The 12,730-nt window shown below is 34.9% G+C and carries 9 protein-coding genes; all 9 read right to left on the reverse strand.

The genetic code is table 11. The annotated features are described in order from the left end of the window. Positions 1 to 26: 26 nt before the first annotated feature. The 9 genes from pgi to MODO_RS02145 all read right to left on the reverse strand — a co-directional run bounded on the left by pgi (position 27) and on the right by MODO_RS02145 (position 12,653). On the reverse strand, positions 27 to 1,652 hold the full coding sequence (pgi, locus tag MODO_RS02105) for a glucose-6-phosphate isomerase (RefSeq protein ID WP_006257749.1): 1,626 nt from the start codon (positions 1,650 to 1,652) through the stop codon (positions 27 to 29). Positions 1,653 to 1,671: 19 nt separating this feature from the next. Beyond that, positions 1,672 to 2,913, reverse strand: coding sequence for a M23 family metallopeptidase (locus MODO_RS02110; RefSeq protein ID WP_006257750.1), 1,242 nt, complete (start codon positions 2,911 to 2,913; stop codon positions 1,672 to 1,674). A gap of 39 nt (positions 2,914 to 2,952) precedes the next feature. Beyond that, positions 2,953 to 3,873, reverse strand: a complete 921-nt coding sequence (locus tag MODO_RS02115; RefSeq protein ID WP_006257751.1) for a tryptophan 2,3-dioxygenase family protein — start codon at positions 3,871 to 3,873, stop codon at positions 2,953 to 2,955. 15 nt (positions 3,874 to 3,888) lie between these two features. Further along, positions 3,889 to 4,668: a DUF3108 domain-containing protein gene (locus MODO_RS02120; RefSeq protein ID WP_006257752.1), complete on the reverse strand. Its 780-nt coding sequence runs from the start codon at positions 4,666 to 4,668 to the stop codon at positions 3,889 to 3,891. A 258-nt stretch (positions 4,669 to 4,926) separates the two neighbouring features. Further along, positions 4,927 to 6,087: a 4-hydroxyphenylpyruvate dioxygenase gene (gene hppD, locus MODO_RS02125; protein WP_006257753.1), complete on the reverse strand. Its 1,161-nt coding sequence runs from the start codon at positions 6,085 to 6,087 to the stop codon at positions 4,927 to 4,929. 31 nt (positions 6,088 to 6,118) lie between these two features. Next, positions 6,119 to 7,285, reverse strand: coding sequence for a homogentisate 1,2-dioxygenase (locus MODO_RS02130; protein ID WP_006257754.1), 1,167 nt, complete (start codon positions 7,283 to 7,285; stop codon positions 6,119 to 6,121). A 513-nt stretch (positions 7,286 to 7,798) separates the two neighbouring features. Next, positions 7,799 to 10,036 (reverse strand): patatin-like phospholipase family protein, encoded by a 2,238-nt coding sequence (locus MODO_RS02135; RefSeq protein WP_006257755.1) that lies wholly within the window; start codon positions 10,034 to 10,036, stop codon positions 7,799 to 7,801. Positions 10,037 to 10,055: 19 nt separating this feature from the next. Continuing rightward, positions 10,056 to 11,852, reverse strand: coding sequence for an excinuclease ABC subunit UvrC (uvrC, locus tag MODO_RS02140; RefSeq protein WP_006257756.1), 1,797 nt, complete (start codon positions 11,850 to 11,852; stop codon positions 10,056 to 10,058). Positions 11,853 to 12,101: 249 nt separating this feature from the next. Beyond that, a complete protein-coding gene (locus tag MODO_RS02145) occupies positions 12,102 to 12,653 on the reverse strand; it encodes an REP-associated tyrosine transposase (RefSeq protein ID WP_059050631.1) in 552 nt (183 codons plus the stop codon). Positions 12,654 to 12,730: the final 77 nt, after the last annotated feature.

Genomic DNA, 12,730 nt, shown 5'->3' on the forward strand with positions numbered 1-12,730 from the left:
AATTAACGTTTTATCACTATTTAGACTTATTCTACAACTCTATTTTTTACAAAATAACGCAATAAAAAAGCAGTTGAACTATCATGTTCACATATATTTTTAGATTTAATTTCATTTTGTATATTCTTTGCCAAAATCTTTCCGTACTCTACACCGAACTGATCGAAGCTATAAATATTCCAAATTACCCCTTGAACGAACGTCTTATGTTCATATAGTGCGATTAACTCACCTAAACTTTTAGGAGTTAATTTGTCAATTAAAATTGTATTTGATGGTTTATTACCACAAAACTCTCTAAAGTTACTTAAAAAAGGTCCTCCATCACTTTCATACTCTTCCCCTATCTTTCCGTTTAACAAAGCTTCGCTTTGACCAAAGAAGTTAGACATCAATATATCGTGATTAGTACTCTCCTTGAAATGAGGGTTTACAAAACCAATAAAGTCAATAGGGATTACCTTAGTACCTTGGTGAAATAGCTGAAAGAAAGCATGCTGAGCAGAAACTCCTACTTCTCCCCATATTAGTGTACCTGTTTGATAATTGACTGGTGCTCCACTTCTATCCTTATTTTTACCATTACTCTCCATAATCATCTGCTGTAAGTGAGCAGGTAACTTGCCAAGTAACTGACTATAAGGAACGACAGCTTCTGTCTCATATCCATAAAAGTTATTATACCACACACTTAGAAGAGCCATCAGTACAGGTAAATTCTCCTTAAACTCAGCTTCTTTAAAATGCTTATCCATAGCATGAGCTCCTTCTAGAAGTTCTTCAAAGTGATCATATCCCACAGCCAAAGCAATAGAAATTCCAACAGCACTCCACAGAGAAAATCGTCCTCCAACAAAATCCCACATAGGATATATGTTCTCTCGTTTTACTCCAAAGCTCATCGCCTCTTCTATCGCTACAGAAACACCTACATAATGAGCACTCAAATCAATAGTTCCAAGATGACCTTCTAACCAAGATTTAATCTTCTTTGCATTCTCTATTGTCTCTTGAGTAGTAAATGTCTTAGAAACAATAAGAACTAAAGTAGTCTCAGGATTAAGTTTATTTAATACTGATTGTAAATAATCATCATCAACATTAGAAATATAATGCATTCCTAATTCAGTACGATAGTTAGCTAATGCATGTACTACCATTTTAGGACCTAAGTCTGACCCCCCTATACCTACATTAATAACATCGGTAAATTTCTTACCTGAATGAGAAGTATAAGAACCATTTAATACCTTAGCAGTAAATTCTTTAATTCGTTTGCGAGTATCTTGTATCTCTGTTAGAACGTTCTCTCCATGAACAAGAACAGAAGAATTAGGAGACAAATCTCTTAAGGCCGTATGCAATACAGCTCTTTTCTCAGTTGCATTAATAATATCTCCTTTATACATTGCTTGAATTGCTTCTTTTAGATTCAATTCATTAGCAAGCTCTAACAATATATTTATTGTTTCCTCTGTAATCTTATTTTTTGAATAATCTAGCAAGAAATCTTCCCACTGAATATTCATTTTATTAGCTCTTTCAGGATCCTCAGCAAACAATTTTTGCATCTGAACAAACTCCATTTGACCGTAATGCTCCCTAAGCTTCTTCCAAGCTAAAGTTCCAGAAGGATTTATACTCTCTAACATCTCTACAACTAACTAACTTTTATTCTCCTTTAAATTTTTCGTTTAATGCCTTGTCTAATTCAGCTTTAAGTGGTGTAATATATTCTTTAAATGCTGGTAATTCTTTCTTCTCCATCGGAACAGAATTAGGTAAAGACTGATTCAAAGGATCGACCTGTACTCCATTCTTCCAAAAGCGATAACACACGTGTGGTCCAGTCGCTAAGCCAGTACTCCCTACAAGTCCTATTGTCTGTCCCTGATCTACCCTTTGTCCTACTTTTACAAGTATTTTAGACATATGTAAATATTGAGTAGAATATGTACCATTGTGTTTTACTTTTACAAAGTTACCATTTCCTGCTGTATATCCAGCTCTTTCTACTACACCAGATGCAGTAGTCATGATTGGCGTTCCTGTAGGAGCTGCATAATCTGTTCCATTATGAGACTTCCATTTCTTCTGTACAGGGTGAAAACGATTTTTTGAATATTTTGAAGTAATTCTAAAGAACTTCAAAGGAGCCTTTAAGAACATACTCTTCATTGGTCGTCCCTCTTCATCAAAATATTCAGTAGCTTTAGAATCTTGTCTTTTATAAGGAAAAGAATACAAATCCTTCCCACGATATCTAAAGTAAGCAGCATCTATCTTAGACACTCCTAAATAAATAGTATCATTAATATACTTTTCCTCTATTGTAAAAGCAAATCTGTCTTCTGGTTGTAATTTAAAGAAGTCAATAGACCATGCAAAGATCTGTGACATTTTAGTCGCTAGAGATTGATCTACACCTTCTTTACTTAAACTTAATGAAAGCGATCCTTCTATTTCTGAAGCAACTGTTCTACGCTTAATAGTTACTGGATAAGTAATTGTGTAAGCACTAATCGAGTCACGCAAATCGATAACCTGATATCCAGATATATTAGGATGATAGATAAATGCAGCTAACTTCTCTTGATCCTTTCTATACTTAACCAAAGCATAAGGTTGACCAACGCGAATATTACGTACATTGAATGTATCTTTTACTTGCGTAACTATATTATGAACTTCAGTAGAACCAATATTATTATTCCCGAAGATCTTCCCAATATTATCTCCACTTCGAATAGTATCTTCTACTAAAACGTAATCTTTTAAATCAAAACCATATAATTCTCCTACAATCTCTTCTACATGCTCCTTTTCTGGTTGGGCTTCTATAGTAACCTCTTCCGTTTTTTTACATGAGATAAGTGCTGTAGCGATTAGTACACTATAAATAAATTGCTTCAAAACTCTAAAATATCTTTATTTTCAACTTCTTCTCCTTTACTATTTCCCCCAATTCGCTTTTTCTTCCTCACTCCATAACTCTGGAAAGAATATGCGCTTCTGATATTGTGGCAACATATACTTTTTCCAATCGCTTCCTCCAGTAGCTTCTTTTGTTTCTCCTGGATTACTTTCAAGATACTTAAGTGCAGCTTCATAATGCCCCATTACCCATACAACATTAACTGTTTTATCAAAATGACGCATCGCTTCTATCAACCCCTTATCTGATTTGGCTTCTAGGGGTAATTTCACAAATTTCTGCCATAAATTTGTTTTTTCATAATCTTTCATGGCTTTAACAAAAGTTTCACAATATCTATTTTCAAACTCTTTCAATAGATATGATTTCTCTCCTGTCTTATAGTCTTTACCTGCTGCCTGCCAATACATATATTCTAACGCCTCTTTTTCAGAAATATTTTGTGGTAAATCATTTACAAATCTCTTATCGATTAAATTAATCCAATCTGTACAACCAAACTCAATTAATCGATACTGACTACTCTGAAATCCACTTGCAGGAGCTAGAGTATTTCTAAATTTCAAATACTGCTCTACCTCCATACCATCTTTCATAATCGTAAACGAAGACGTAAGCATATCAAAATAACGACTTATTCTAGCTAGCCGTTCTTTAAAAAACTCTACCGTTAAGCTCTCATCATTACACTCACTTACCTGATTCAGCTCCCACAATATCATTTTAAATAATAGCTCATTCACTTGATGATACATAATAAACACCATCTCATCGGGCAAGACGGTTCTCTGAGTCTGGAGATTTAGCAATGCATCAGTTTGGATATAATCCCAATACGTAATAGGTTTAGCATACAACATGCCTTCTATTTGAGTTTCTGCCTTAATTCCTAAATCATTAAAGCGATCCACTACCTCAGAGAATTTTTTATCGATCATACTTTTATTAACTAATTATTTTACGAACTCTAGCTTCGTCACTAAATTCTTATACTCCTCTAAATCAGCTTTTAGAGAACCTACTGCAAGGCTGGCTTTGATACGTACTGGCACTTTATTAGCATCTGCACTTACCCAAACTGTCAAACTTTCCTTCTCTTTAAACACACGGCCTGCCATCACATAAGGACGAAACTTTAAAGTTTTCAATTTACCAAAATTTGTCTTTAAAACTTCCTCTCCTAGATATTTTAATTTAAATTTAAATATTTCTCCATCGAAGAACATATCTATCTCTACAGACTCACCTACTTTAAGATCATTTAACCCAGGATATTTACGCAAATAGTAAAAGGAAGATACGATATCTTGCACGCTTTTAGTAACTGTATATTGCTTCTCTGTCTTCTTCTCATAATCCTTTACAGTGACTTTCATATTCTTGTAGTTAAACCACCCTTCTTGGTCCTTTGTATAGCCACCTTCATCTATTTTTCGAATAAAACGATGAGGAATTACCTCTTTCTTTTCAAAATAACTCTCGTAGTTATCATATACTTTAAAAAACATCTTAGGCACACCTGTAGTATAACCAATTCCTTTAGCATGGTAAACAGGGACGCCATTCTGGACAGTATCTGTCAAACGCAAAGTAGCTATACCAGCATTTAATAACCCATAACTAATTCTAAATTTCAGGAATTCACCTTTATCAAAAGCCTTCACAGAAGATTGTGAGTACAGAATACTTGTGGTAAACACACACACAAGTAATATTAGAAGATTCTTTTTCATATTGGTTGTTTTTTATTCAAAAATAGCAAACAAAAAAACCCAGCCAAAGAAATGACTGAGTTTTTATGCTATTAACCAACCAAAAAACTATAAATTATGAAAAATTTATTACACTCAAATAAAGCTTATGACGACCTTATTTTTGCGAGTGCAAATGTATAGCTTTTTACGGACTATTACCACCCTAATTGGTTTTTAACTTTTATTTAACTAAACAAGTCTCCAAAAGACCTGTTTTAATATTTAATTAACTGAATCTTAAAGTGTTCCTCTTTTCTCTTGTTCACGCTCTATTGACTCAAATAAGGCTTTAAAGTTACCTGCACCAAATCCTCTTGCTCCCATTCTCTGAATAATTTCGAAGAATAAAGTCGGTCTATCCTCTACAGGCTTCGTAAATATCTGTAATAAATATCCTTCTTCATCTGCGTCAATCATGATACCGAGCTTCTGAAGTTCTTTAATATCCTCCTTCATCATATCCATATGTACCCCTAGTCGAGCAGGTATCATATCATAATATGCTTGTGGTGGAGCAGATAAAAACTCAACTCCTCTATCTTTCATCGCAGCTACAGTCTTAATGATATCATCGGTAGCTACAGCGATATGTTGTACTCCAGGACCATTATAGAAGTCTAAATACTCTTCTACTTGTGATCTTTTCGCTCCTTCTGCAGGCTCATTAATAGGGAATTTAATACGCCCATTACCATTAGACATTACCTTACTCATTAAGGCAGAATACTCCGTATTGATTTGTTTATCATCAAAAGATAAGAAGTTAACGAATCCCATCACATCTTCATACCACTTTACCCAAGTATTCATCTCATTCCATCCCACATTACCTACCATGTGATCTACGTATTTTAACCCAACAGGAGTAGGATTATAATCACTTTCCCATTTTTTAAATCCTGGTAAGAATGTACCTGTATAATTCTTGCGTTCTACGAACATATGTACTGTCTCACCATACGTATAGATACCTGCACGCACTACTTCACCGAACTCATCTTTCTCTACAGTAGGTGCCATAAATGACTTTGCACCACGACTCGTTGTTTCTTCATACGCTTTTCGAGCATCTTCTACCCATAACGCCACCACTTTTACACCATCACCATGTTGTACGATATGGTTATTAAATTCTGACTCTGCCGTTAAAGGTGTAGTCAATACTATTCTTATTTTATCCTGTACCAACACGTAAGACGCTCTATCTCTTACTCCTGTCTCTAATCCGGCATACGCCAAAGATTGAAAACCAAAAGCTGTTTTATAAAAATGAGCCGCCTGCTTAGCATTTCCTACAATAAATTCTACGTAATCTGTTCCTAATAGAGGCAAGAAATCTTGCGCTCCTTCAAATATTTTTTCTAAGCCAAATTCAACTGACTTTACTTCTTTACTCATAATATATAGTTTTTAGGTTGTTGTTTGATTGTTATTTCTCAGGTTCTAACCACGATTGGTAATATTGTTCATCTGCTATCTTCATCGCCTCTTCAGTTACCATAAGAGGTTTAAAAGTATCTACCATCACTGCCAATTCTTGTGTTTCAGTCTTACCTATCGAACGCTCTGCTGCACCAGGATGTGGTCCATGAGGTATACCTGCAGGATGCAGAGAGATATGCCCTGGAGCGATATCATTACGACTCATAAAGTCTCCATCTACATAATACAACACCTCATCACTATCAATATTACTGTGGTTATAAGGCGCTGGAATAGAATCTGGATGATAGTCATATAGACGTGGTACAAAAGAACACACTACGAATGCATCTGTCTCAAATGTCTGATGCACTGGTGGTGGTTGGTGAATCCTCCCAGTTATCGGTTCGAAGTCATGAATAGAGAATGCATATGGATAATTATACCCATCATATCCCACAACATCAAAAGGATGTGTAGCATAGACCATCTCAAATATCTCATCTTGCTTTCTTACTTTAATAAGAAAATCTCCTGTCTCATTAAAAGTTTCTAATACATCCGGGCACCTGATATCACGCTCACAGAATGGAGAGTGCTCTAATAACTGTCCAAACCAATTGCGATAGCGCTTAGGAGTATAGATAGGACGTCTAGACTCTACGATAAATAGTCTATTATCTTCCGTATCAAAATCGATCTGATAAATAATTCCTCGAGGTATCAGCAGGTAGTCACCATACTTAAAAGTAAGGTTACCTAACATCGTACGCAATGTACCTGTCCCCTTATGAATAAAAATTAATTCATCAGAATCCGTGTTTTTATAAAAGTAATCTCTTAATGATTGTTTAGGTGCCGCTAATACAATGGTACAGTCACTATTGGTCAAAACTGCTTTTCGGCTTTCTAAATAATCATTCTCAGGAGCTACCTGAAAACCACGTAAACGATAAGATTGAATGTGATTAGACTTTGCTATTTTAGGCGCAATACTATACTGTCCTAAAATCTTCTTTACCTGAGTAGGTCGGTGCTCGTGATACATATTGGTATACATACCATCGAAGCCAATTGTACCAAACAATTGCTCATAATATAAGTCCCCATTTTCCTTTCGGAATACGGTGTGACGTTTAGGGGGAATACTCCCTAAGTGATGATATAAAGGCATAATTACTTAATATTTTTGGTTGGTGATTCAGATTCCTGATTAAACATAAAAGAATAGACAACGTCAAGCATACAAGGCAATGCATCTAAAGATATCTTGTGAAGTCAACCTCAACAGAGCTGCCAGGTCAAAATGTATAGAAAGGTTAGCTATAAAAGTCATAATAAGCTACTACACTACATACACTACATACACTAGGGTACATTACAACATTTGGCTAATGTTTAATTAGGAATAATATAAAAAGTAAAAGTACTCATTCAGGCTTGCGCTTGATGAGAAACTTTAAATAAGCCAATAAACCGTCCCATTGTGTTTTCATAATAACACAAATATCGAAATAAAAATGAATTATACAATTTTTTGTCCAAATATATTTTACATATCAACAACAAAATACAAATTATATACACATATCAACAAACAACGTCTTCACATTCTGAGACAATAAAAAAACGGGTATAGTAAAACTATTCGTTTTACTATACCCGTTTTTAATCTAATCTTACTCACCTAGAACCAGAATCCTACTGAGAATATAGTATAAGTACTACCTGTCTCTGGAGAATACGTAAACTTAGCCTCTATAGGTCCTATCATACTCTGCATTCCATATCCTACTGCATACCCAGAATACTTCGCCTTAGTGAACCAGTCTGAACTTGAAAAAATCTTCTCTCCTGCATTCGCATAATTAGCAGTAAAATTAATATGGTGCTTCTTGAATATTTCATAATCAAAAGTAATACCTCCCATAATGAAAGAATCTCCTCCGATACCTAATAATTCATATCCGAAGAAAGGAATAACGTTATCTCGATCTGCAAATCCATATCCCCCTAAAGCATATCCAAATCCAAGACTTGGAGTAGTTCCTATCACAGTTCCTAACCTTGATTTGATATCTACTGCTAACTTATCTGTGATACGCGTAGCATATCCTATTTGTCCAGTTAGTGTCGAAAAGTTATCAAATTCATGTGGAACATAATTCTCATGTTCTGTTGAATAAAAATAGTTTTTATACTCTCCCTTAAATAAGAATCCTTTGCGTGGAAAATACTTATTGTCATAAGTATCCATCGTTACATTCGCAAACCCACCTAAATAGTGATTCCTATCAAACTTTGAGTTAGGTAAATTTAAAGTCTTACTTCTAATATCTAAGAATCTGTGTTCAAAACCTATATTCAACAAATACTTCTGCTGATAAAAAGTCTGGAAATATAACTTATTTTCTAAATCTGCATAATCTACCCCAAACATAGCAGGCGCATTCTCTATATTCATCTCTCCTCCACTAGTCCCAACTAACATGGTATAAGGCAGATCTCGACTAAACTGATTATATTTAGAAGAAACTCCTACACTCCAGTAGAATCCATTATCGACAAAATAATTGAAGTTATAACGAACATTATCTCCTAATGCTAAATCTAATGAAGCAACATCACTTTTCGTAAAAAGGTTCTTCTGAGTAACATTCACTAAAGCTGCTGCTTTATATAATCCATCATAGTGTACACCGAGTTTTAGATAACGATTAACAGGATTCTCCACTAATTCCATTTTCATCTTATCCTTATCGCCATCTTCTTCAAACTTGTAGGTCATGCTACTAAAGTTCTCAGTACCATTTAGCTGTGTGATACCATTTGCTAGTTGATCAAAAGAAATCTTACTATTAGGTTTAAACCCTAATTTACCATGTATATATCTACGAGTATACTTGTTTAACCCTTTAATATCAATACTAGTAATTGCTATTGAATCTGACTCTTTCGGAACATAATGATCTTTCACTACGTTCTTATCTCCTCCTAATAATTTTAAGTCTACAATAACCTTATTCGCCGCATTAACTCCTCTCTCAATAATAGGTTCTCCCTTATCAAATGACACCACAGTATAACCAACAATATCAGGCTTAATGTACACATCTGTTTTAGGAAGTTTATTCTTCATCTGATTAATCGTAGAGTAATTCGATATCTGTAATAACAAATCTGGAGCTCCTTCTATTTCTTCTATTGTTTTAAGGTCGTCTTGTACATCAACACCTATTACAATATCAGCCCCCATTTCTCGTAACTGATCGATAGGATAGTTATTCACAACTCCTCCATCTATTAAGTATTTTCCATCTATCTTCACTGGAGCAAATAATGAAGGGAACGCTCCACTAGCTAAAATAACCTGTGGTAAATATCCCTCTTTTAAAACAACTCCTTCTCCTGTCTCTAAATCAGTTGCAATACATAAAAACGGAATCTGTAACTCACTAAAATCTCTAACATGACGAACGTGAGCTAATAGCTTATTCATCAGGTTATAGTTATACATCCCTCTAGACAACGCTTTTGGAAATCCTATTCTAAACTTATCAAAGGGTAAAGTCAACGCATAAATCTCATCATTCTTTTTTTCATAAAACGATTTAGAGATACGAGGAATATAATCCTTTATCAAGGCCGATACATCAATACTATTAAAAATAGAGTCTAACTCTTTTGCAGTATATCCAGAAGCATATAATCCTCCTACGATGGCTCCCATACTAGTACCAGCGATATAATCTACTTTTACTCCCTCTTCTTCAAGTACCTTTAGCACTCCGATATGAGCTAATCCTTTAGCACCACCTCCACTCAGTACTAAACCTACTTTTGGTCTATCTTTCTCTCCCTCTGAAGCATAACTATTTGATGCTAAAAGGATAAAGCAAAATATTAGTAATATTATTCTATGCATCACTATGTTAATTTTTCCTCTAATTTACTTGAAAAAAATCAAATACAAGCTTCCCTTTTGACTTTCCTATTACTTTTTCTAAGTCTTCTAAGCTAGCTTCTTTGATTCTCTTTGTTGATTTAAAATGATTCATCAGTGTTGTTTTAGTTTTCTCTCCTACGCCACTGATTCCATCGAGCTCACTTGTAATAGCATTCTTACTGCGTTGGTTTCTATGAAATGTTAACCCAAATCGGTGTGCTTCATCTCTAAGATGTATGATCACCTTCATCGTCTCAGATCGCTTATCTAAATACAGAGGAACACTATCTCCTGGATAGAAGATTTCTTCTAATCGCTCTGCTAAACTGATAATAGCCACCTTTCCTCTGATGCCTAATCGCTCTAGACAGCTAACCGCAACACCTAACTGTCCCTTACCTCCATCTATCACGATAAGATCAGGTAATGGTTGCCCTTCCTCTATCACGCGCTTATAACGTCTATACACGATCTCTTCCATCGTATCATAGTCATTAGGCCCATCTACAGTCTTCACATTGAAGTGGCGATAATCTTTCTTACTAGGTTTTCCGTCTTTAAAGACAACACAAGCAGACACAGGATTAGTCCCTTGTATATTCGAGTTATCAAAACACTCTATATGACGTGGCTCTACATGCATACGCAAGTCCTTCTTCATCTGTGTCATAATACGATTCACATGACGCTCAGGATCCACTATCTTAATCTGTTTAAGCTGATCTATTCTATAATACTTAGCATTGCGCTCTGATAAGTCTAGTAATTTCTTCTTGTCCCCAAGCTTAGGTACAGTCACATGTATCCCTTCTTGCACCTCAACATCGAAAGGAACGATAATCTCTTTTGAATTCAAGTGAAAGCGCTCTCTTAATTCCGTAATCGCAAGCTCTAATAACTCTTCATCTGTCTCGTCTAATTTCTTCTTCAACTCCATCGTATGCGAACGAATAATCGCACCATAAGACACTTGTAAGAAATTCACATAAGCAGCTCCTTCATCTGAGATAATAGAGAACACATCTACATTGCTAATCTTAGAACTAACAATAGTAGACTTAGACTGATAATTCTCTAATAAGTCTATTTTATCCTTAACCTTTTGTGCTTCTTCAAACTCCATATTAGAAGCCAACTCCATCATATAATCCTTAAACTCCTTTAGACTATCTTTAAAATTCCCTTTCAAGATATCTCGGATAGCTCTGATCTTATTGTCGTATTGTTTATCACTCTCGCGCTCTTCACATGGCCCACCACAGTTGCCAATATGATACTCTAGACATACCTTATACTTCCCACTGCGCACATTACTAGTCGTCAAATCTAGATTACACGTACGCAACGGATATAATTCTTTAATCAAATCAATCAGCGTATGTACAGTCTTGATACTCGTATAAGGCCCGAAGTACTCTGATCCATCCTTCACCATACGACGTGTAGTAAACACTCTCGGAAAGGGTTCTTTCTTAATACATATCCACGGATAACTCTTATCGTCCTTTAGCAACACATTATAACGTGGTTGTAACTGCTTGATCAAGTTGTTTTCTAGCAGTAATGCATCTGTCTCAGTAGGCACAACGATATGCTTTATCGTCACAATCTTCTTCACCAACACATTGGTCTTGGCGTTATCATGTATTTTATTAAAGTACGAACTAACCCTTTTCTTTAAGTTTTTAGCCTTACCTACATACAGTATCTTATCATCCTTATCATAGTATTGATATACTCCTGGCTGATCTGGTAATGTCTGTATCTGTACTGCTAAAGAAGGTGAAACCTGCATAAGTAAATATTATACTCACAAAAATACTAAAACTATTTCCTTTGCTAAAAAAACTGTTCAGTTTATACAAGACGCTATGCTTCGTTGTCGCGGATTTGCAATCCGTGACGTGACAACACAAATTAAACAAACTTAATACTCCGCACGGATTACAAATCCGCGCGAACTGCTAAACTAAACGAACTACCTCACGCAATACTTATTGTCGTGGATTCGTTGTCGCGGATTTGCAATCCGTGACATTATAAACTATATAAACACCTCTACAATATCCAATTCATTTTCTAATCCATTATAGTTACGAGCAGAACTAAAATAATAATCCTCAGCTTTAACCACAATCTTTTCCTCCACAGGATTCTGATGTATATAATTAATCTTTTGTCTTATAAACTTATTTGAATATATCTCTTCAGCATGATACCCATCTTGCCATACTTTATACTGTTGGTTTCTTTTGACATAAACACAACTTTGTTCAAAATATCCTAATAACCATTCGCGTCTACTCTCTGGCTCTTCATTTATCATTTCAATAATTTTCTTACTTGTGAATTTTTTAAAATCACGCATTATTTCAGCAATTGTAAGTTTACCATTACTTCTACAAAACATATGTAGATGGCTATGCATTAAAACGTAAGCATAAATCTCTAATCCTTTATTCTTTTGACAGTATCTCAAAGCATCAATAATAACATATTTCTGACTTAAACGAGTGAACACATCTACCCATCCCACAGTAGTAATAGTTATAAAATAAGCTTTATCTAATTCAAGAGCTTTGTACTTCGTAGACATTATGGCACTATTTTTAAAATTAGAAATAACACCTAAAGTTAAACACTAGAAATAAAAAAGAATAATACTAATCAAAG

The sequence above is a fragment of the Myroides odoratimimus genome (genome assembly GCF_001485415.1).
Taxonomy (GTDB): domain Bacteria; phylum Bacteroidota; class Bacteroidia; order Flavobacteriales; family Flavobacteriaceae; genus Flavobacterium; species Flavobacterium odoratimimum.

What these genes read in the sequence shown, in the direction of transcription:
- MODO_RS02120 (WP_006257752.1), bottom strand. Translation starts at nt 4,668, where the DNA reads ATGAAAAAGAATCTTCTAATATTACTTGTGTGTGTGTTTACCACAAGT.
- MODO_RS02130 (WP_006257754.1), bottom strand. Translation starts at nt 7,285, where the DNA reads ATGCCTTTATATCATCACTTAGGGAGTATTCCCCCTAAACGTCACACC.
- uvrC (WP_006257756.1), bottom strand. Translation starts at nt 11,852, where the DNA reads ATGCAGGTTTCACCTTCTTTAGCAGTACAGATACAGACATTACCAGAT.
- hppD (WP_006257753.1), bottom strand. Translation starts at nt 6,087, where the DNA reads ATGAGTAAAGAAGTAAAGTCAGTTGAATTTGGCTTAGAAAAAATATTT.
- pgi (WP_006257749.1), bottom strand. Translation starts at nt 1,652, where the DNA reads ATGTTAGAGAGTATAAATCCTTCTGGAACTTTAGCTTGGAAGAAGCTT.
- MODO_RS02115 (WP_006257751.1), bottom strand. Translation starts at nt 3,873, where the DNA reads ATGATCGATAAAAAATTCTCTGAGGTAGTGGATCGCTTTAATGATTTA.
- MODO_RS02145 (WP_059050631.1), bottom strand. Translation starts at nt 12,653, where the DNA reads ATGTCTACGAAGTACAAAGCTCTTGAATTAGATAAAGCTTATTTTATA.
- MODO_RS02135 (WP_006257755.1), bottom strand. Translation starts at nt 10,036, where the DNA reads ATGCATAGAATAATATTACTAATATTTTGCTTTATCCTTTTAGCATCA.